Below are 19,846 nucleotides of genomic sequence, written 5' to 3'. Positions count from 1 at the left end.
GGTGGCGCCGCCGGCAGAGCTGCTGGCCCTGGGGTCGACGATCACCGGGGTGGTGCTGACCGCGCCGGTCAGCGCGGTGCTGGCCCGGGCGAGCTGGCCGGCCCGGACCCCCCGCGCCGCCCTGGTGTTCTGGCAAGCCGTCTGCCTGGCCGCGGGGCTGTCGCTGGTCGGCGCGGGTGTCGTGCTGGCGGTCGCGCCCTTCCCCGGGTCCTTTCCGCACGCGGCCTGGACCGGGCTGACCCATCTCGTCACCGGTCGGGTGTTCGGCGAACTGCCCGCCTGGCGGATCGCCGCCGGGCTGGCCGCGGTGCTGCTGGCCGGCGCGCTGCTCACCGTGCTGATCCGGTGCGTCGTCCTCACCCTGCGCCGGCGCCGCGCCCATCGCGAGCTGCTCGACCTGTTGACGGCACCGAGCCCGTTCACCGGAGGCGGGGCCCGGGAGGCCGCGGCCGACGTCAGCATCCTGGACCACGACCGCGCCGTGGCCTACACGCTCCCCGGCTTCCACGCCCGCATCGTGCTGTCGGTGGGGATGCTGGACCTGCTCGACGTCGACCAGCTGGGCGCCGTGGTCGAGCACGAACGCGCCCATCTGCGATCCCGGCACGACCTGCTGGCCCTGCCGTTCCAGGCCTGGGCGGCGGCGCTCGGCCGCGTGCCGGGGGTGCGCCCGGCCCGCCGGGCGGTGGCCGAGCTGACCGAGATGCTCGCCGACGACGCGGCCTGCACCCGGAGCTCGCAGGCCACGCTGGCCGCGGCGCTGGCCCGCGTCGCCCTGGCCGACGGTGGCCGGTCGGCGAACCGTCCGGCGGCGGCGGCGGAGCTGCCGACCGCATCCGGGGCCGCCGAGGTCGACGGCGTCCAGATCACCCGCCGGGTGCGCCGGTTGCTGGACCCGGCCCCGCTACCCGGCGCGGTCACCGCGCTGGTCTACCTGGCCGCCGCCGCCCTGCTCAGCGTCCCCCCGGTACTGCTGCTGCTCGGCTGGTGACCCCGGCCGGGCGGGAACGCCGCCGGTCGCGGCTGCCGCATCGGCCGGTCGGAACGTCACCGGCGCGCCGAAGGCCGCCCGCCGCACCGCCCGCCGCAGCACGGCCAGCACGGCCGGGCCGAGCAGGGCCAGGGCCAGGGCGTTGGTGACGGCCCGGCCGGTGTCCCAGGCCGTCGAGGTGAGCAGGGTGAACCGCAGGAACCGGCCCAGGTTCTCCCCGAGCGGCGCCCCGGGCACGTACGACAACAGCGACGAGCTCGACCCGGTCGCCCCCGTGCCGGTGACGAACGGCCAGAACCACAGGTTCATCAGCAGCCCGAACCCGTACGCCGCGACGATTCCGTAGACGATGAGCAGGGCGATCTCCGCGACACCGGTGATCGCCCGGCCCGCGACACGGCGGGGGAGCAGCCCGGCGAGCATCCCCACCCAGCCCGCCGCGAGCATCTGGAACGGCAGGAACGGCCCGACCCCGGCGGTGAGCAGCGCGGAGGCGAACAACGAGGTGTTGCCGAGGACGAAACCGAAGCCCGGCCCGAAGACCCGTCCGGCCAGGATGAGCAGGAAGAACACCGTCTCGATGCCGTTGGTGCCCGCGCCGAGCATGCGGACGGCCGCGTTCACCGCCGAGAGCACGCCCAGCATGGCCAGCGCCCGGCTGTCCATGCCGCCGTCGCCGATCTGGGCGAGGACGAGGACCACGAGCACCGGCAGGATGACCATGAAGACGAACGGGGCGTCCGCGGTATGACCCTGCGCCAGGGAGTCGGCCGGCGGGGCCTGCAGGAGCAGCGGCCAGGCGAACACCAGCAGCCCGGCGACCGAGGCGATCGCCAGGACCAGGGCCGAGGCCCGGGACACCGGGACGACGGCGGGCGGGCGGGTCATCGCCGCCCCGCCAGCGCGGCGCCGACCTGGTCGGTGGTCAACCAGCGCTGCGGGGCGAGCACCTTCGCCACCTGCGGGGCGAACATCGGCGAGGCGTGCACCACCTCGACGGTCGGCCCGTCGGCGACGATCTCCCCCCCGGCCATCACCACCACCCGGTGGGCGGTCCGGGCCACGAACTCCACGTCATGGGTGGCGACGAGCACCGCGGTGCCCGCGGCGGCCAGCTCGGCGAGCACGACGGTCAGCGCGGCCTTGGCCGGGTAGTCCAGACCGCGGGTCGGTTCGTCCAGCAGCAGGACCGCCGGCCGCGCGCTGAGCTGGACGGCCAGCACCAGGGCCAGCCGTTGCCCCTCGGACAGATCGCGCGGGTGCTGGGCGGGATCGATGCCCGGGACGAGAGCGGCCAGCAGGGCGGCGCAGTCACCGGCGGCGGCGCCGGACTCCCGGTCGGCCTCGGCGCACTCGGCCCCCACCGTCTCGAGGTACAGCAGATCGGCCGGGGTCTGCGGCACCAACCCGACCAGCGCCCGGGCCTGCCGGGGCCCGACGGCCGCCGGATCCGCACCCCGCACGGCCACCCGGCCGGCCCGCCGCCGCCCGGCCCCGCTCAACGCCCACAACAGACTGGACTTGCCGGACCCGTTGCGGCCCATCAGCGCGGCCACCTCGCCGGCGGCCAGGGCCAGGTCGACCCCGGACACCGCGACGGTGGTGCCGTAGGCGACGACCACCCCCGACGCCCGGAGCAGCTCGGCCGGGGCCGGCACGGTGCCGGCGGGGGCGGCTGGACCGGCGGGGCCGGCGGGGAAGGCGGCCGGATCGCTGTCGGCGAGCCGTTCGCGCAGCGGCCCGGCGGCCCGGCGGGCCGCCCGGACGGACAACGGCAGCGGCGACCACCCGGCGATCCCGCCCAGCCGGACGACGGGCGGGACGAGCGGCACCGCCCCCGGACCGGCGAGCAGTCCGGCCATCATCTCCGCCGGCGACCCCGCGGCCACCCGGCCGTCCACCCCCACGGTGACGAGCAGATCCGCGTACTCCACGACCCGTTCCAGGCGGTGTTCGGCGATCAGCACGGTCACCCCGAGGTCGTGGACCAGGCGCAGCAGGGTGGCCAGCACCTCCTCGGCGCTCGTCGGGTCCAGCGCGCTGGTCGGCTCGTCCAGCACCAGGATGCGCGGCCCCGCAGCGAGGACTGAGCCGATGGCCACCCGTTGCTGCTGGCCGCCCGACAGCGACCGCAGCGATCGCCCGCGCAGCTCGGCGATGCCGAGCACGTCGAGCATCTCCTCGACGCGGGTGCGCATGGTCTGCGGCGGGACGGCCAGCTGCTCCATGCCGAAGGCCAGCTCGTCCTCGACGCTGTCGGTCACGAACCCGGCCAGCGGGTCCTGGCCGACCACGCCGACCACCCGGGCCAGCTCACGGGGCGGATGGTCCGCGGTGCTCAGCCCGGCCACGGTCACCCGGCCGGACAGCGTGCCCCCGGAGAAGTGCGGGACCAGGCCGTTGACCGCGCCGAGCAGGGTGGACTTCCCGGCGCCGGTGCGTCCGACGACCAGGGCGAGATCGCCCTCGGCGATGTGCAGGTCGACCTCCCGCAGGGTGGGGGCGTCGGTGTCGGCATAGGTCAGCGAGACCGCGGCGAAGTCGATCACCGGCCCGCCCCGGCGGGCGGCAGGGGCGGGGCCAGCAGGGCGGGCAGGGCGGCCAGCACCACGGCGGCCAGCAGCAGCGGCGTCAGCTGGGGCAGGGCCGGCGGTGCCACCGCGGGGTACAGCGGGGCCGGCGCGTACTCGGCGAGGGCGATCAGGATGCCGCCGACCCCGAGACCACAAGCGGCGACGAGGGTCTCGCGCACCCGCCAGGGGTCGGGGCGGTAGCGGGTCCGGCGCACCCGGCGACCGGCCACCCCGAAGCCCAGCGCGCCCACCAGCAGCCCGCCGACGATCGCCCCGGTCCCGACCGCAGCGGGGATGCCCCCGTCCAGGACGGCGTACACGCCCACGCACAGGGCGAGCACCCCGACCAGCAGCAGGGCCGAGGTCACCCGGGCGGTGCGCACCGGGACGGGTCCGCGGCGCCCGTAGCCGCGGGAGTCCATCGCCGCGGCCAGCAGCAGCGAACGGTCCAACGCGTCGGTCAGCACCGGGATGACGATGCCCCGCAGCGTCCGGCGCCCCCGCCGCGGGCCGGCCCGCAGAGCCCGGGCCCGCCGCACCCGGCGGAGCGACTCGGCCAGCTGGGGGAACACCGTCACGCTGACCACCAGCACGGTACCCAGCTCGTACAGGGCCGACGGGACGGCGGCCAGCAACCGCCGTGGGTCGGCCAGGGAGTTCGCCGCACCCACGCACACCAGCATGGTGGCCAGGCGCAGACCGTCGTAGGCGCCGCCCAGCACCGCCTCCGCGGAGACCGGCCCGAGCAGCCGGAGGCCGGGGACGAGACCGCCCAGGTCGAGGGTGGGCAGGGAGAGGAGCACGGTGGTCCCCTCGCCGGCGAAGACGATCCGGAACAGCACCCGGATGGCCACGACGACCGCACCGAGGATCAGGTAGAGGCGGAACGAGGTGGCCCACGGGGCGGACGGCCGCCGGGCCATCACCACCAGCCCGGCCGCCGCGATCAGCAGCAGGAGCAGGACGGGGTTGGTGGTCCGGGTGGCCGCGACGGCCAGACCGAGCGCCCACAGCCACCAGGCCCCCGGGTGCAGGTACCGCGGCCGGACCCAGCGGCGCGGCTCGGACCCGGCCGCCCCGGCCTGTTCGGCGGGGACGCCGGGGCGGGCGGGATGGCTCGCGCGGGGGGCCGGGCCGGTGGTCGTGATCAGTCCTCCACCCGCCGACGCCGCGCCAGGACCAGACCTCCCCCGGCGAGGGCGGCGAGCAGCACGACACCCCCGATGGTCCACCACCCGGCGCCGGACCCGCCGGACGCGGCTGCGGCGGCGTCCACGTCGGTGGTGGTGGGCGCGGTGGTGGTGGACGCGGAGGTGGGGGGTGCGGTGGTGCTGGACGCGGTGGTGGGAGCCGATGTGCTGACCGCGGTGGTCGGGGCCGACGCCGTGGTGACCGGGGTGGCCTCGGTGGATGCGGCCGGGCCGGATGCGGCCGGATCGGATGCAGGAGCGGGTGGCTCGCCGGCCGCCGGGTCGGTGGTCCCGGCCGCACCGCCCGCCGCGGCGGTGGAGGTGGGTGCGCCGGCGGCCGAGCCGTCGTCGGCGTTGCCGCCGCTGTTCGCGGAGCCACTGCTGTTGCCGGAGCCACCGCTGTTGCCGGAGCCACTGGTGGTGCCGGGGGCCGGTGCTGCCGGGGCGGCGGCCTGGGTGGTGGCTGCCGGGGCAGGAGCAGGTACGGCGGGAGCAGGTGCGGGGGCCGGTTGCGGCGCAGGTGCAGGCTCCGGCGCGGGAGCCGCGGGGAGGCGCGGGCTGACACCCGGCGGGGTGCCGTCACCGGCCGCGAACGACCAGCCCTCGAACCCGCCGAGCTGTACCCGACGGTTCCCGGCCCCGGCCGTGTTGTAGCCCCACGAGCCACCGTCCTGCGCCGACCAGTACGACCACGTTGCCGCGGCGGGCGGGGTCTCCACGCACTGCTCGGTGTATCCGGGGTCGGTGGGGAGCGGGACGATCTCGTCCGCCGCCGGGCGGCCGTCCAGCCGGCAGACGAAGCCGCCGCCGTCGCTGACCGTGCCGGTGGTGGAGATGCCGGCCGCGGCCAGCGCCTGCAGACCGGTGGCCCCGCGGGACAGACCGCTCGCGCAGCGCACGATCGTCCCGCCGCCGAGGGATCCGAAGTCGACGACGACGGTGACGGCGGCGGTGTCACCGGCCGTGCAGTAGCCGTCCCGCGCGGCGGCCGCCGTGTGAACCGAGTCCCCCGGGAGAGCCGAGATGCGCTGCGGCACAGCGCCGTGGGACTCAGCCGCGTGGGCGGGGGTGCCCATCAGGGCGGTGGCCGCGATCAGGATCGCGGCCACCGCACCCGACGGGCGGCGGAACAGGCGCATCAGGACTGGTGCCTGCCCCGACCGTGCCGACGACCGAGGAGCAGCAGGCCCCCGCCCAGCACGATGATCGCCGCACCCACGCCGGCCAGCGGCAGGGTGGAGGAGGAGACACCGGTCTCGGCCAGCGGCCGGTTCGGCAGCGGGCTGACCGCGATCACGGTCTTGGTCGCCGAGGCCTTGGTGGGCGTGGTGATCGGAACAACCGGGTTGACCGGAGCCGGCGCAGGCGGGTTCACCGGCTGGGGCGGGTCGACCGGCGGGACCACCGGGTTCGGATCGGTGCAGCTCGACGCCGGCAGTTCCTCGGCGCCCTCGGCGGTGATCGAGTCCAGCGTGGGCACCCCGAGGCCGAGCACGGCCTGGGCGGTGGCCCGCTTCCACTGATCGGCGGAGACCTCGTCGATGCCGAACTCGAGACCGTCGGCGGCGGCCTGCGGGTCGTAGGCGATGGCGCCGAGGTCGGCCTCGGTGAAGGCGCCGGCGTCCAGGCTGGGGCAGGCGACCTGGTTGGCGGCGATGAACTCGGCGCCGTCCAGTCCGGGCTCCGTCACGGTGCCCAGGGCCTGCACGGCCAAGCCGGTGCTGTTGGTGTTCGATCCACCGAAGCCGGCGGTCCAGCCGCCGTCGGCCTGCTGGTTCGCTGCCAGCCAGGCGAGACCGGCGGCGACCGGGCCCTCGATCGTCTCGGTGGCCGCGGCCACGGCCTGCACGGCGATGGCGGTGCTGTCGGCGTCGACCGCGTCACAGGGGGCGGTGGCGTCGAAGCCGTAGCCGCCGACGTTCGGCGAGGCCGGATCGGCGCACTGGGCGGCGATCAGCCAGTCCACCGCGTCCGCGGGGACGCCGGCATCGGTGCGGAGCAGGGCGAGTACGGCCAGGGAATGGACCAGCGGGAAGTCGTTCGGCCCGAACTGCCCGGTCGCGTCCAGTGCGGCGCGGAGCTCGGCCAGCAGGTCACGATCGCCGGCCGGGGTGGGGAAAGCAGTGGGATCGACGCCGGCGATCTCCAGGGCCAGCGCGGTCTTCGCGATGGCGCCGGCCTTGGTGGCGCTGGCGGCAGGAGCACCGATATACGCCTCGCCGGATCCGGCGAGGGCGATGGTGGCCGCGCCGATGGCGTCCGGGCCGACGCCGGCGGCGGACAGCCCGATGATCGCGTCGGCGGTCAGGCCGTAGTCGTCACCGAGCAGGCCGCCGTCGGCGACGACCTGACCGGCCAGCCACTGCGCGGCCGCACGGGTGCGCTCGCCCTCGGACGGGCCGTAGGCCGCGGGGAACAGGATGAGGTCACGGGCACCGGCGACGGGGGTGCTCGGGTCGGTGCTGCTCGGGTCGGTGCTGCTCGGGTCGGTCGTGGTGGGGCTCGTGGTGGCGGTCGTCGTGGGCGGCGTCGGCTCCGTGGTGACGCCAGTGGTCGGCGGCGTGGTGGCGGTCGTCGACGCGTCGCTGGTGCTGGTGCTGGTGCTGGTGTCGCTGGTCGACGGATCACCGGTGGAGGTCGCCGTGGTGGGCGTGGTCTCCGTCGGAGGGGTCGTCGGTTCGGTGGTCGTCGGTTCGGTGGTCGTGGGCTCGGTGGACGGCACAGCTGCCCCGAGCAGCTCGGGCACGGTGATCCGCGGCTCCGGCGAGTCGGCGTCGTTGAAGTCGGGGTCGACGATGAATCCGAGGGCGGTGTCGACCGGGAGCCCGGGGGAGACGGTGCCGTACTGCGCGGCGTTCCACTCGGCGGTGGGGGTGCCGGGCAGGGTGCCACCGGCGGTGGACAGCCAGAACGACCAGTACCCGGTCGAGGGGGCGGTGACGCCGTCGATGGTCGTCACGAAACCGGCGGGCTCGAGGACGAAGCCTGCGGCAGCGGCGGCGGCGCCGATGCTCGTCTGCGCACCCGGGGCGCAGCCGATGCTGGCCGAGTCGGTGGCGGGCGCGAAGTCGACGACGACGGTGACCCCGGTGCCGGGGGCACAGGCCTGGCCGGTGACGGCGGCCGGGGCGGCAGCGGCGGCGGACGGGGCGACGGCGAGGCCGACCACCGATCCACCCGCGGCCAGGGCCAGGACGGCGGCCGCGGAGGCCAACCGGTGACGGAGGCGCGGAGCGCCGACGGACGGGACGGGCATGGGTCCTTCTTCCACGAGAGGGACGAAGGAGGCACCCGCCCACCGGGGACGGCGGAGTCCGGGCGCAGGTGCGCACACCGCTCAAGGACGGTCCGAAGGCCGGCCGTGAGCGTCGACTCCGTCCGGGGACGGCGGTCCGGGCCCCACCCTGCGGTCCTCGACAGAGGGGAGCGAATCCACGTCCGGCGGGTGTCCGGCTGCCCGACCGGCCCGCGCGGAGCGGGACCGGATCGGATCACGGTTGCGGGTCAGCGCCGGACTTGCGCCGGCTTCCCCGGAACGGGCGTGGGCGTGCCTCGCGGCACTCGCGAATCGTACAGGCCGCTCACACGCCCTCCACACGCGGTGGGGACGTGGGCATCAGCTGTCGTGCGGTTCGGCGTCCGGAGCCGCCGGCACGGCCCGGGTCTCCGGCAGGGTGTCGCCGCGCAGGCCGGAACCGATCTCCTTGGCGTCGGCCAGGGCGTCCTCGCTGGCGGCGAGGTGGTCGTCAGCGTCGCGGATCCCGGGGGTCTGCAGATCGGCCGGCGAGGCGAACGGCGAGGCCCCGTCGTCGTCCGCGGCCGCCTCGTTGGCGCCGGTGTGCTCACCGGCGCCGGTGCTCCCGCCGGCCGAACGCTCCTCGTCGGTGCCGCCGAGGGTGGGATCGGCGTCGGTGTCGTCGCCCGCCGCCGGTCCGGCCGGCACCAGGGCGGAGGCGCTGTCCAGGGCACTGCCGGAGGGGCTGTCCACCGGGGCGTCCGGGGAGCCGTCGGGGGCGGGGGCGGAAGACGTCATCGTCGATCTCCTGATCTGGGGTGGTTCGGGCGTGCGGCGGGAGGACGGGAAACGACAGTGCCCCCGGACGAGGTCCGAGGGCACTGACGTTCGGTTCGATCTATTCGAGGTAGTCGCGCAGCACCTGCGAGCGCGACGGGTGACGGAGCTTGGACATCGTCTTGGACTCGATCTGCCGGATACGCTCACGGGTGACCCCGTAGACCTGGCCGATCTCGTCCAGCGTGCGCGGCTGGCCGTCGGTGAGCCCGAAGCGCAGGCGGACGACGCCGGCCTCCCGCTCGGAGAGCGTCTGCAGGACGGCCTGCAGCTGGTCCTGCAGCAGGGTGAACGAGACGGCGTCCACGGCCACCACGGCCTCGGAGTCCTCGATGAAGTCACCGAGCTGCGAGTCGCCCTCGTCACCGATGGTCTGGTCGAGGGAGATGGGCTCCCGGGCGTACTGCTGGATCTCCAGCACCTTGTCCGGGGTGATGTCCATCTCCTTGGCGAGCTCGTCGGGCGTGGGCTCGCGGCCCAGGTCCTGCAGGAGCTCGCGCTGGATGCGACCCAGCTTGTTGATGACCTCGACCATGTGCACGGGGATGCGGATGGTGCGGGCCTGATCGGCCATGGCGCGGGTGATGGCCTGCCGGATCCACCAGGTCGCGTAGGTGGAGAACTTGTAACCCTTGGTGTAGTCGAACTTCTCGACCGCGCGGATCAGACCCAGGTTGCCCTCCTGGATGAGGTCCAGGAACGCCATGCCGCGCCCGGTGTAGCGCTTGGCCAGCGACACCACGAGGCGGAGGTTGGCCTCGAGCAGGTGGTTCTTGGCCCGGTCGCCGTCCCGCTTGATCCAGTTCAGGTCACGGCGCATCTGGTTGGTCGGCTTCTCGCCGGCCTCGGCCATCTGCCGCATGCGCTCGGTGGAGTAGAGGCCGGCCTCGATGCGCTTGGCCAGGTCCACCTCCTCCTCCGCGTTCAGCAGGGCGACCTTGCCGATCTGCTTCAGGTAGGCCCGGACGGAGTCGGCGGAGGCGGTGAGCTCGGCGTCCTTGCGGGCCTGCTTGAGTGCCTCGGACTCCTCCTCGTCGTCCCAGGAGAACTCCTCGGCCTCGGCGGCCTTCGTCGCCGGGCCGACGGCGGCGGTCTCGGTCTCCTCGTCGGTGGCACCACCGGCCGCGGACACCGCGGGGGAGTCGGGGGTGGTGGCGGGGACCTCGACGACGTCCACGGTGTCGGTGGCGTCCAGCTCCTCGACCAGCTCCAGGGCGCCGGGCTCGGCCTCACCCTCGGCTTCGGGGGCGGCGACCACGGCGGGTGCGGCCTTGGTGGCGGCCTTGCGGGCCGGGGCCCGTCTGGCTGCCGGGGCGGCGGTGGGGGCTGCCTCTCCGTCGGTCACTGCATGAGCCGCGGTTCCGCGGCGTGGAGTACGGGAGGTTGTTGCGCCTGCCACTGATGCCCTTTCGCTTCAGTCGTCCGCTGGCCCAGCAGACCTGACCACCGGGGTGGGGTCTGAATGGGAGGGCCCTGTGCACTCGATCTGGAACCGGGATTCGGCTCTGCCGGACGACCGTTCCAGTGTAACGGCGCGATCCGTCGGTCACGACCCCGAACGGGCCCCTCATGCGCCCGGACGGGGGTATCGACGCCGGTCACGGACCCGTCCGGCGGAACGGGTACCGCGTCGCGAGCCCCCGTCCGGTGCGGATCCCGGGCCGAACGGTGCGATCGTGCCGCGGCGGTGGGATCAGTGCGGGGAGGGGCCGGCGGGGGTGACCCGACGGTCCAGCGCGGCCTCGTTGGCGGCCAGGGCCGATCCGACGATGCCGGCGTTGTTGATGAGCTGAGCGACGGCCAGCGGGGTGCGGGTCTTCAACAGCGGCACCCATTTGTCCGGCTTCTTGGAGATGCCCCCGCCGAGGATGATCAACTCCGGCCAGATCAGGTTCTCCAGGGTCACCAGGTACTTGGAGGCTCTCTTGGCCCAGTGCTCCCAGCTCAGCCCGTCCCGCTCGCGGGCGGAGGCCGCGGCCTTGTGCTCGGCGTCGTGGCCGTCGATCTCGATGTGGCCGAGTTCGGCGTTGGGCACCAGCTTGCCGTCGTGGATCAGCGCGATGCCGATGCCGGTGCCGAAGGTGACGGTGACGACCAGGCCGCGGTGGCCACGCCCGGCGCCGTAACGGGCCTCGGCCAGTCCGGCCGCATCGGCGTCGTTCAGGTAGAAGCCCGGGCCGGCCAGCTTGGGGCCCACGGTGTCGGCCAGGGAGGTGCCGATCCAGGCCTTGTCCATGTTGGCGGCGGTCTGCACGACGCCGTTCAGCACGACGCCGGGGAAGTCGACACCGCAGGCACCGTCGAAGGAGAAGGACTGCGCGACCTTGCCGACGGTCTCGGCCACCGCGTCCGGGGTCGCGGGCTGGGGGGTGTCCAGCCGGAAGCGCTCACCGATCAGTTCGCCCTTGGTCAGATCGACCAGCCCGCCCTTGATGCCGGTACCGCCGATATCGATGCCCAGAGCCTGGTCCGCTGAGATGCCGGCCATGTGGATCCTCCCCAACCTCGGTGGTGTGTCGGTGTCGTCCGTCCGGCACCGCTGCCGGGCCCGGTGATCGTACTGACCGCCGTCCGGCTCCCGCGGGTGAGCCCTGCCCGTCCGCAGGTGGGTCGGGGAGTCGTCGGCGAAGGGCGGTCAGGTCGCGCAGGTCGCCTGCGGCAGCGGCGGGATGGTGGCCTGGGGCCGGGGCGCGGCCGTCTGGCCCTCGATGACCGCGGGCGGAGTGGCCGCCTCCTGGATCGTCCTGAGCTCGGCCTTGACCTCGTCGGTGACCGGTGCGTAGAGGTACCGCGCGCCCAGCGCGAGATCGACGGAGTCGTCGACGCGGCCGTCGAGGACCAGCTGCGCGCACGGCGCGAGGATCAGGACCGTCCGGGCCGCCGCGGCACCCGCCGGGCCGTACCGGATCTCGCCGACGCAGCGCAGGTCGCTGGCCACGTACAGCGGGTCGTTGCCGCTGGTGCGGATGGACGCGAACCCGGCGGCGCGGAGCTCGTCGGTCACCGCCTTGGCCTGGCCACGCACCGTGCTGGCGTTGAAGACGGACAGTCCTATGGTGGTCGGATCCGCGGGGCGGATCCCCGCCAGGGTGGACGCGTCGGTGAAGACGCCCAGCGTGGTCGGGGCGGCCGGGGTCGACGGCGTGCTGGATGCGGTGGTCTCGGCCGCCGGTTCGGACGCGGCGGTGGAGCTCGCCGCGCTGCGGGTGGTGTCCGCGGTGGTCACCGGGGCCGCGCCGGGGGTGTTGCAGCTGCGGCTCTGGGACGGGTCGGGGCGCAGGGCCTGGAACCAGACGATGCCGGCCCCCAGCAGCAGGACGGCCACCACCGACAGGACCGGCCAGTAGCGCCGCCGCCGATAGCGCTCGGGGGCAGTGTCGACACTCACCGGTCACGTCCTCCTGGCTGTCCTGGCGCGCGGGTGCGGGCGTGGCGCAGTCGGGGTGCCCCGTCGGCCAGGGTGCCAGGGTAGTCGGTGGCCCCCACCACGCCCGGACGCGTGACCGGACGACGGGCGCGTGTCCATCGCCCTCCGGCCGGCACCTCCCGTCGGCGGGGAGTCCGGGAGCGGGGTGCGTCCCGCCCGGCCGCGGACTTGGCCTGGATCCGCCCGCCGATCGGTTCGAGGAATTCCGTGTGCTCCGGGGCGTTATGGGCTAAGGTGCGGCGGCGCGCACCGCTCGTTCCCCCGGCGCCGGCTCGGCCGGCGGTCCTGTTCGAGCGGATTCGCACGGTCTCCCGCGTTTCAACGACGAACAGTCCGGGCACACACCGACGGTCGTCGACGTCATGCCTCCCGCTCACCCCACCCGGTCCCGACCGGCGGGGAGGGGGCTGGTCGATCGATCCCGTGGGCCGACACCGCCGGGCCCGGCTGCGGCGCCGCATCCGCGCCTGCACCACCACCAGTACCTCGAACCACACGAAGTGAGGACCCACCTGATGGCCACCGATTACGACGCCCCGCGTCGCAACGAGACCGACGAACCCTCCGAGGACTCCCTCGAGGAACTCAAGGCGCGACGCAACGAGGCGCAGTCCGCCGTCGTCGACATCGACGAGGGCGACACCGCGGAGAGCTTCGAGCTGCCCGGCGCCGACCTGTCCGGCGAGGAGCTGACCGTCAAGGTCATCCCCAAGCAGGCCGACGAGTTCACCTGCACCTCCTGCTTCCTGGTGCAGCACCGCAGCCGCCTGTCCTCCGACAAGAACGGCCAGATGATCTGCGTGGACTGCGCCTGACCGGTTCCCCGGCTGCCCGACCCCCGGGTCGGGTGGCCGCCCAGGTCGGCGAGTTCCACCGTGCGTACGGGCTGCCCATGCGGACGGAACCGACCGCCGGGGTGGACCTCGCCCAGGTCACCCTGCGCCAGTCGTTGATCGACGAGGAGGTCGGCGAGCTGGCCGCGGCCGCCCGGGCGGGCGACCTGGTCGAGGTGGCCGACGCCCTGGCCGACATCGTGTACGTCGCCTACGGCACCGCCCTGGTCTACGGGATCGACCTGGACGCGGTGATCGACGAGGTGCACGCCTCGAACATGACGAAGCTCGGCGCCGATGGCCGGCCCGTGCGCCGCGCGGACGGCAAGATCCTCAAGGGGCCGGGATTCCGCCCGCCCGACATCGCCGCCGTCCTGGCCGCCCGTCCGGACCCGGCACCCACCGCCGCCGAGTCACCCACCGCGGCCGAACTGCCCACCGCGGCCGAATCACCCACTGCCGCTGAGTCGTGCACCGCCGCCGGGGGGCCCACCGGTATCGGCCACCCACCGGTGTCGGGATCTTCACAGCCCGACTGATCCCCCATTCCTCCGGGTGACCCCGGCCCCGCCGGACGAGCACTACCCTGGCGGGCGTGCACGTGGGACCCGTCCGGGGTCACCACGCAGGAGAAGGTGACGACTATGGGAAGCCTCGTCGGTTGGTTCAAGAAACTGACCAGTGATGAAGCTGAATTGGACGCCGACGCGCTCACCGAGGAGGCCGACGCCTGTGGTGCCCAGCGCGCCGCGGTCTGCTGCCAGGGTCAGCGGGTCACGCTGCAGGGCCGACTGCGCTACGTCGACCTGCGCCCCACCGAGGGGCAGGCCAAGCTCGTCGCCGAGCTGTTCGACGGCACCGACGGGGTGATGCTGGTCTGGCTCGGCCGCCGGTCGATCAGCGGCATCGAGCCCGGCCGCACGGTCAAGGTCCGGGGTCGCGTCGCCGTGCGGGACGGTCAGAAGGTCATCTACAACCCCGATTACGACCTGCTCCCGGCGCACGCGTGAGTTCTGCCGGCTCCTCCCCGCACGGCCCGACCGAGGCCGGGACCACCGCCTCCGGTGGGTCCGGACCGGATGCCGCTGCCGACGTCGTGCGTCCCCTCGCGGGGGACGACGACAGGGCGGCGGCCGAAGCTGCCGCGGATCCACCCGCGAAGCCCACCCTGCTCGAGCAGATGGGCGGCCCGATGGGCATGGTGGACTCCGCCGTCCCCGTCGCGGTGTTCATCCTGGGCAACACCCTCGGCGGACTCGGCTGGGGCATCGGTACCGCACTCGGATCGGCGGTCGTCCTGGCCGGGATCCGGCTCGCCCGCCGCAAGCCCATCACCCAGGTCGTGTCCGGCATCTTCGGCGTGGGCATCGCCGCGTTCATCGCCTACCGCACCGGCTCGGCCAAGGGGTTCTTCCTGCTCGGCATCTGGAGCTCGGTGGCTTACGGCGCCGCGTTCGCCCTCTCCATCCTCGTGCGCTGGCCGTTGGTCGGCGTCATCTGGGAACTGGTGAACAGCCGGGGGACCGCCTGGCGCGCCGACCGCCGGTTGGTCCGCAGGTACAGCCTGGCCACCGGGGTGTGGGTGCTCGTGTTCGCGGCCCGGTTCTTCGTGCAGAACTTCCTCTACGACCAGGACGAGGTCGGGTGGCTCGCCACCGCCCGCATCGTCATGGGATATCCGCTGTGGCTGGTCGCCCTGGGCATCACCGTGCTGCTGGTCCGCGGGCACCTGCGCTCCCGGCCGACGGCCGCACCCGCCGCCGGCTGATCCCGCCGACGACCGACCCGTCCCGGAACACACGGAACCCGGACCGCCCCCCGTGGGGCCGGTCCGGGTCTCGTCGTCGTGGGGTCAGCGCAGCGCGTCCCGCACGTCGTTCTCGACCTCCGGGGAGGCCACGAACATCAGCTCGTCGCCGGGTTCCAGAGGTTCGTCGGGCTGGGGGACGATGACCCGCCCGCCGCGCAGGATGGCGACCAGGGCCGCGTCCCGCGGCAGCACCAGATCGCGCACCGGACGCCCGGCCATCGACGTGGTGCTGGGCAGGGTGACCTCGACGAGGTTGGCCTGGCCCTGACGCAGGGTGAACAGCCGGACAAGGTCGCCGACCGTCACGGCCTCCTCGACCAGGGCGGCCAGGATGCGCGGGGTGGACACGGCGACGTCCACGCCCCAGGCGTCGGTGAACAGCCACTCGTTCCGCGGGTCGTTGACCCGCCCGACCACGCGGCCGACCGCGAACTCCGTCTTGGCCAGCAGGGAGAGCACCAGGTTGACCTTGTCGTCACCCGTGCAGGCGATGACCACGTCACAGGTCTGCAGGCCGGCGTCCTCCAGGGAGGCGAACTCGCACGCGTCGGCCAGCACCCACTCCGCCGCCTCGATGCGGTGCGGCTTGATGGCCTCCGGGTCGCGGTCGATGAGCATGACCTGGTGGCCGTTCTCGGTGAGCTCCCCGGCGATGGACCGGCCCACCGAACCGGCACCCGCGATGGCGATGCGCATCAGACACCGTCCAGGGGGGACACGGCGGACCGCTCGGTGACCTCGACGATGGAAGCGGCGAGCACGGAGGCGTAGACGAGGTCGCCGTCCTGCACGACGGTCTCGGACGTCGGCAACAGCCCGTTGCCGAACCGCACCACGAAGGCGACGTGCACGCCGATGCCCTCCTCGAGCTCACGCAGGGGCCGGCCGATCCAGTCCCGGTGGTACGGCAGGTTGGCGATGGACACGGTGCCGGACGGGTCGCGCCACTCGCTGATCAGGCCCTCGGGGATGAGCGAGCGCAGCAGCCGGTCGGTCGTCCACGGCACCGTCGCGACGGTGGGGATGCCGAGCCGCTCGTAGACCTGCGCGCGCTTGGGGTCGTAGATGCGGGCGACCACCGTGGCCACGCCGAACTGCTCACGGGCCACCCGGGCGGCGATGATGTTGGAGTTGTCACCCGAGGACACCGCCGCGAAGCAGTGCGCCTCGCGGATGCGGGAGGCCAGCAACGTGTCCCGGTCGAAGCCGACGCCGGTCACCTGTTGCCCGTGGAAGTCGGCGCCCAGCCGGCGGAAGGCGGCCGGGTCGCGGTCGATCACCGCCACGGAATGGCCGGCCCGGGCCAGCTGGCGGGCCAGGGACGAGCCGACACGGCCGCACCCCATGATCACGATGTGCACGCCTGGGCGCCCTTCGCTGCGATGTTCGACGGCCGCCGGAGGCTGCCGACCGGGACCGGGAACAGATCCGGCCGGGGCAAAGTACCCGGTGCAACGTACCCCCGCACCCGCCCGTCCCGACGGGCGGCGGCCGGGTCCGGCGAGCACCGGAAGATCACAATCACCGCAGGCTGCCCGTCACCGTCGGTCGGGGGTCGTAGGCTCCGGCCTTGTGTCCAGACTGACAGCCGCGGCCAAACGATTCGTGGTCGGCCGCCCGTTCCGCAGCGACCGGCTGGCGCACACGTTGCTGCCCAAGCGGATCGCCCTCCCGGTGTTCGCCTCGGACGCGCTGTCCAGCGTCGCGTACGCCCCGGCCGAGATCTTCACCGTGCTCTCCGTGGCCGGTCTGGCCGCGTACACCTACGCCCCCTGGATCGCCATCACGGTCGCCTTCGTGATGGTCGTCGTCGTCGCGTCCTACCGGCAGAACGTGCACGCCTATCCCAGCGGTGGTGGCGACTACGAAGTGGCGACCAAGAACCTGGGGCCGAACTTCGGCCTGCTGGTGGCCAGTGCCCTGCTGGTGGACTACATCCTCACGGTGGCCGTCTCCACCGCGGCCGGGGTGGCCAACATCGGGTCCGCCCTGGCCGTCGTCGGTGCGCACCCCGTGTGGTTCTCGATCCTGATCATCACCCTGGTCACCGCGGCCAACCTCCGCGGCATCCGGGAGTCCGGGTCCGCCTTCGCGATCCCGGTCTACGCCTTCATCGTCTCCATGATCGCCATGCTGCTCACCGGCTTCGTCCGTTGGCTGCTGGGATCGGAGATGCGGGCGGAGAGCGCCGGCTTCCACCTGCAGCCCGAGCACGCCACCGCCGGTCTGGCCCTGGTCTTCCTGCTGGCCCGGGCGTTCTCGTCCGGGTCGGCCGCGCTGACCGGGGTCGAGGCCATCTCCAACGGTGTCCCGGCGTTCCAGAAGCCCAAATCCAAGAACGCGGCGACGACGCTGGCCCTGATGGGCGGCCTGTCCCTGGTGATGATGCTCGGACTGGTCGGCCTGGCCATCGCCACCGGCGCGCAGATCGCCGACGACCCGGCCCGCCAGCTCGTCGGCGCCCCCGAGGGCTACTACCAGAAGACGCTGATCGCGCAGATCGCCCAGGCGGTGTTCTCCGGCTTCCCGGTCGGGTTCTACATCGTCTCGTTCACCACCGGCCTCATCCTGATCCTGGCCTGCAACACCGCGTTCAACGGCTTCCCGGTGCTGGGGTCGATCCTGGCCCAGGACCGCTTCCTGCCCCGCCAGCTGCACACCCGCGGTGACCGGCTCGCGTTCTCCAACGGCATCGTCTTCCTCGCCGTGGTCGCGTTGATCCTGGTCATCGCCTTCCAGGCCGACGTCACCTCGCTGATCCAGCTGTACATCGTCGGGGTGTTCGTCTCCTTCACCTGCTCGCAGGCCGGGATGATCCGGCACTGGAGCCGGCTGTTGTCCACCGAGAAGGATCCGACGGTCCGCCGTCGGATGCGCCGCAGCCAGACCATCAACGCGGTCGGCTTCTGCTGCACCGCGGTGGTCCTGGTCATCGTGCTGATCACCAAGTTCCTGGCCGGGGCGTGGATCGCCATCGCCGCCATGGCCGTCATCTTCGTGACGATGAAGGCCATCCGGAAGCACTACGACCGCGTCGCCCGGGAGATCGCCGCCGACGAGGACGATCTCGTGCTGCCCAGCCGTGTGCACGCCATCGTGCTGGTCTCCAAGATCCACCTGCCGACCATGCGGGCGCTGGCCTACGCGCGGGCCACCCGCCCGGACACCCTGGAGGCGGTGACCGTCAGCGTCGACCCCAAGGACACCGAGGCCCTGGCCCGCGAGTGGGAGGACCGGGACCTGCCGGTGGCCCTCAAGGTCATCGACTCACCGTTCCGCGAGGTGACGCGGCCGATCCTGGACTACGTCCGGCGCATCCGGAAGAACGCCCCCCGGGACCTGGTCGCCGTGTACATCCCGGAGTACGTGGTCGGGAAGTGGTGGGAGCAGATCCTGCACAACCAGTCCGCGCTGCGCCTCAAGGGTCGTCTGCTGTTCACCCCGGGGGTGATGGTCACCTCCGTGCCGTGGCAGCTGTCCTCCTCCGAGGCGCTGGACGACCGTCTCCGGCAGCGCGCGGACCGCGAACTCGGCCTGCGTGGCCGTATCCCCAGCTCGGCCATCCAGCCCGGCGCCGCCTCCGAGCAGCCGGGCCGCCTGCGCGCCCGCGATCAGGACGAACGATGAGTGCACCCGTGCTGACCCAGCCGGTCCCGGCCGCCGACGACCTGACCCCCGGGATGGTGGTCCGGGTCGACATCGGCCCGGTCGCCCACGGCGGCCACTGCGTCGCCCGCTACGACGGCCGGGTGATGTTCGTCCGGCACGCGCTGCCCGGCGAGGTCGCGCTGGTGCGCATCACCGAGGCCAAGGCCGGTTCCTTCGGCCGGGCCGACGCCGTGGAGATCCTGCAGGCCGACCCGGAGCGGGTGGACGCACCCTGCGCCCATTTCCACCCCGGTGGCTGCGGGGGCTGCGACTTCCAGCACGCGTCGCCCGATCTGCAACGCCGGCTCAAGGCCGAGGTGCTGGCCGAGCAGCTGCACCGACTGGCCAAAATCGACCGCCCGGTGACGGTGGAGGCCCTGCCCGGCGACGGTTTCGGCTGGCGCACCCGGGTGCGTTGGGCGCTGGATCCGGACGGACGGATGGGTCCCCGCTCCTACCGTTCGCACCGCGTGCAGGCGGTCAACCTGTCGGCGCCGTGCCTGATCGCCGCGCCGGGGCTCAACGAACTGGCCGCGACCCTGGACGGGCCGCCCGGTGGTCGCCCGACCGCCCCCACCGGCCCGGCCCGGCGTCCGGTCCGCCGCGCCCCCGCCGGCCGCCACCGCCGGCCCGAACTGCCCGAGGTCACCCTGGTGCGCACCCAGGACGGTGAGCGGCTGGCCGTCTGGGCCGGTCAGCCCGGAGCGGAGATCTCCGAGCACGTCGCCGACCGGGACTTCGTGGTCGCCGCGGACGGCTTCTGGCAGGTCCACCCGGCCGCCGCGCAGACCCTCGTCGACGCGGTGCTGACCGCGCTGGACGGCGTCGACCTGGTCGGCGGCACCGGCTGGGACCTGTACGGCGGGGTCGGGGTGTTCGCCGAGCTGCTGGCCGACGCCGTCGGGATCACCGGATCGGTGGTCAGCGTGGAGGGCGACGCCCGGGCCACCGCACTCGCCCAGCGCAATCTCGCCCGGCACCCGCAGGCCCGGGCCGTGCACTCCTCGGTGGAGGACGCGCTGGCCGGTCTGGGCGACGAGGTCGACGTCATCGTCCTCGATCCGCCGCGGTCCGGCGCCGGCCGGAAGGTGTGCGCGGAACTGGCCGCCCGCCGCCCCGCGGTGATCGTCTACGTGGCCTGCGACCCGGCCGCGCTGGCCCGGGACGCCGCCGCGCTGGCCGAGGCCGGCTACGTGATGACCGACCTCCGCGCGTTCGACGCCTTTCCGCAGACCCACCACCTGGAGTGCGTGGCCCGCTTCGCCCCGGCCTGAGCCGGCCCGTGCGGTGCGGTGCGGTGGA

The 19,846-nt window shown here is 73.8% G+C and carries 18 protein-coding genes; 7 read left to right on the top strand and 11 right to left on the bottom strand.

What is annotated here, in order from left to right; all coding sequences use genetic code 11:
• Position 1: 1 nt before the first annotated feature.
• A complete protein-coding gene (locus J2S58_RS05125; protein ID WP_205257560.1) occupies positions 2-991 on the top strand; it encodes a M56 family metallopeptidase in 990 nt (329 codons plus the stop codon).
• On the opposite strand, the gene J2S58_RS05120 is transcribed toward J2S58_RS05125, so the two are convergent.
• From J2S58_RS05120 to cei, 9 genes are all read right to left on the bottom strand, one after another.
• The gene (locus J2S58_RS05120) at positions 905-1,879 is read right to left on the bottom strand and encodes an ECF transporter S component (protein WP_205257559.1); all 975 of its coding nucleotides are present in this window, start codon (positions 1,877-1,879) and stop codon (positions 905-907) included. The genes J2S58_RS05125 and J2S58_RS05120 overlap by 87 nt on opposite strands.
• On the bottom strand, positions 1,876-3,540 hold the full coding sequence (locus tag J2S58_RS05115; protein ID WP_205257558.1) for an ABC transporter ATP-binding protein: 1,665 nt from the start codon (positions 3,538-3,540) through the stop codon (positions 1,876-1,878). Before J2S58_RS05115 ends, J2S58_RS05120 begins: the two co-directional genes overlap by 4 nt.
• Positions 3,537-4,799, bottom strand: coding sequence for a CbiQ family ECF transporter T component (locus tag J2S58_RS05110; RefSeq protein ID WP_306826451.1), 1,263 nt, complete (start codon positions 4,797-4,799; stop codon positions 3,537-3,539). Before J2S58_RS05110 ends, J2S58_RS05115 begins: the two co-directional genes overlap by 4 nt.
• On the bottom strand, positions 4,712-5,893 hold the full coding sequence (locus tag J2S58_RS05105) for a hypothetical protein (protein WP_205257557.1): 1,182 nt from the start codon (positions 5,891-5,893) through the stop codon (positions 4,712-4,714). Before J2S58_RS05105 ends, J2S58_RS05110 begins: the two co-directional genes overlap by 88 nt.
• Positions 5,893-8,010 carry a hypothetical protein gene (locus tag J2S58_RS05100; protein WP_205257556.1) on the bottom strand — a complete coding sequence of 706 codons (2,118 nt, stop codon included), beginning with the start codon at positions 8,008-8,010 and terminating at the stop codon, positions 5,893-5,895. Before J2S58_RS05100 ends, J2S58_RS05105 begins: the two co-directional genes overlap by 1 nt.
• A gap of 360 nt (positions 8,011-8,370) precedes the next feature.
• Positions 8,371-8,787, bottom strand: coding sequence for a hypothetical protein (locus J2S58_RS05095; RefSeq protein ID WP_205257555.1), 417 nt, complete (start codon positions 8,785-8,787; stop codon positions 8,371-8,373).
• A gap of 100 nt (positions 8,788-8,887) precedes the next feature.
• Complete coding sequence (locus J2S58_RS05090) at positions 8,888-10,225, bottom strand: RNA polymerase sigma factor (protein ID WP_205257554.1); 1,338 nt, start codon at positions 10,223-10,225, stop codon at positions 8,888-8,890.
• 294 nt (positions 10,226-10,519) lie between these two features.
• Positions 10,520-11,314: a polyphosphate--glucose phosphotransferase gene (gene ppgK, locus J2S58_RS05085; RefSeq protein ID WP_205257553.1), complete on the bottom strand. Its 795-nt coding sequence runs from the start codon at positions 11,312-11,314 to the stop codon at positions 10,520-10,522.
• Positions 11,315-11,461: 147 nt separating this feature from the next.
• On the bottom strand, positions 11,462-12,214 hold the full coding sequence (gene cei / locus J2S58_RS05080) for an envelope integrity protein Cei (RefSeq protein ID WP_205257552.1): 753 nt from the start codon (positions 12,212-12,214) through the stop codon (positions 11,462-11,464).
• Between the two features lie 554 nt (positions 12,215-12,768).
• On the opposite strand from cei, the gene J2S58_RS05075 reads away from it, so the two are divergent.
• From J2S58_RS05075 to J2S58_RS05060, 4 genes are all read left to right on the top strand, one after another.
• Complete coding sequence (locus J2S58_RS05075; protein WP_205257551.1) at positions 12,769-13,068, top strand: DUF4193 domain-containing protein; 300 nt, start codon at positions 12,769-12,771, stop codon at positions 13,066-13,068.
• Positions 13,069-13,100: 32 nt separating this feature from the next.
• Complete coding sequence (locus tag J2S58_RS05070; protein WP_306826446.1) at positions 13,101-13,625, top strand: pyrophosphohydrolase domain-containing protein; 525 nt, start codon at positions 13,101-13,103, stop codon at positions 13,623-13,625.
• A 105-nt stretch (positions 13,626-13,730) separates the two neighbouring features.
• Positions 13,731-14,096 carry an OB-fold nucleic acid binding domain-containing protein gene (locus tag J2S58_RS05065; protein WP_205257550.1) on the top strand — a complete coding sequence of 122 codons (366 nt, stop codon included), beginning with the start codon at positions 13,731-13,733 and terminating at the stop codon, positions 14,094-14,096.
• Positions 14,093-14,854: a DUF3159 domain-containing protein gene (locus J2S58_RS05060; protein ID WP_306826444.1), complete on the top strand. Its 762-nt coding sequence runs from the start codon at positions 14,093-14,095 to the stop codon at positions 14,852-14,854. Before J2S58_RS05065 ends, J2S58_RS05060 begins: the two co-directional genes overlap by 4 nt.
• 84 nt (positions 14,855-14,938) lie before the next feature.
• On the opposite strand, the gene J2S58_RS05055 is transcribed toward J2S58_RS05060, so the two are convergent.
• Positions 14,939-15,592 carry a potassium channel family protein gene (locus J2S58_RS05055; RefSeq protein WP_205257549.1) on the bottom strand — a complete coding sequence of 218 codons (654 nt, stop codon included), beginning with the start codon at positions 15,590-15,592 and terminating at the stop codon, positions 14,939-14,941.
• A complete protein-coding gene (locus J2S58_RS05050) occupies positions 15,592-16,257 on the bottom strand; it encodes a potassium channel family protein (protein WP_205257548.1) in 666 nt (221 codons plus the stop codon). Before J2S58_RS05050 ends, J2S58_RS05055 begins: the two co-directional genes overlap by 1 nt.
• 211 nt (positions 16,258-16,468) lie before the next feature.
• Between J2S58_RS05050 and J2S58_RS05045 the strand changes: the two genes are divergently transcribed.
• Together J2S58_RS05045 and J2S58_RS05040 are read left to right on the top strand one after the other, a co-directional pair.
• Entirely contained in the window at positions 16,469-18,523 is a 2,055-nt protein-coding gene (locus tag J2S58_RS05045) for an APC family permease (RefSeq protein WP_205257547.1), read from the top strand.
• A complete protein-coding gene (locus J2S58_RS05040) occupies positions 18,520-19,818 on the top strand; it encodes a class I SAM-dependent RNA methyltransferase (protein WP_205257546.1) in 1,299 nt (432 codons plus the stop codon). Before J2S58_RS05045 ends, J2S58_RS05040 begins: the two co-directional genes overlap by 4 nt.
• Positions 19,819-19,846: the final 28 nt, after the last annotated feature.

Source organism: Nakamurella flavida, from assembly GCF_030811475.1.
Classification (GTDB): Bacteria; Actinomycetota; Actinomycetes; order Mycobacteriales; family Nakamurellaceae; genus Nakamurella; species Nakamurella flavida.
The sequence above is the reverse complement of the archived record's forward strand: the minus strand, read 5'-3'. Positions and strand labels throughout refer to the sequence as shown.

What these genes read in the sequence shown, in the direction of transcription:
- J2S58_RS05055 (WP_205257549.1), bottom strand. Translation starts at nt 15,592, where the DNA reads ATGCGCATCGCCATCGCGGGTGCCGGTTCGGTGGGCCGGTCCATCGCC.
- J2S58_RS05105 (WP_205257557.1), bottom strand. Translation starts at nt 5,893, where the DNA reads ATGCGCCTGTTCCGCCGCCCGTCGGGTGCGGTGGCCGCGATCCTGATC.
- J2S58_RS05040 (WP_205257546.1), top strand. Translation starts at nt 18,520, where the DNA reads ATGAGTGCACCCGTGCTGACCCAGCCGGTCCCGGCCGCCGACGACCTG.
- J2S58_RS05075 (WP_205257551.1), top strand. Translation starts at nt 12,769, where the DNA reads ATGGCCACCGATTACGACGCCCCGCGTCGCAACGAGACCGACGAACCC.
- J2S58_RS05095 (WP_205257555.1), bottom strand. Translation starts at nt 8,787, where the DNA reads ATGACGTCTTCCGCCCCCGCCCCCGACGGCTCCCCGGACGCCCCGGTG.
- J2S58_RS05065 (WP_205257550.1), top strand. Translation starts at nt 13,731, where the DNA reads ATGGGAAGCCTCGTCGGTTGGTTCAAGAAACTGACCAGTGATGAAGCT.
- ppgK (WP_205257553.1), bottom strand. Translation starts at nt 11,314, where the DNA reads ATGGCCGGCATCTCAGCGGACCAGGCTCTGGGCATCGATATCGGCGGT.
- J2S58_RS05120 (WP_205257559.1), bottom strand. Translation starts at nt 1,879, where the DNA reads ATGACCCGCCCGCCCGCCGTCGTCCCGGTGTCCCGGGCCTCGGCCCTG.
- J2S58_RS05100 (WP_205257556.1), bottom strand. Translation starts at nt 8,010, where the DNA reads ATGCCCGTCCCGTCCGTCGGCGCTCCGCGCCTCCGTCACCGGTTGGCC.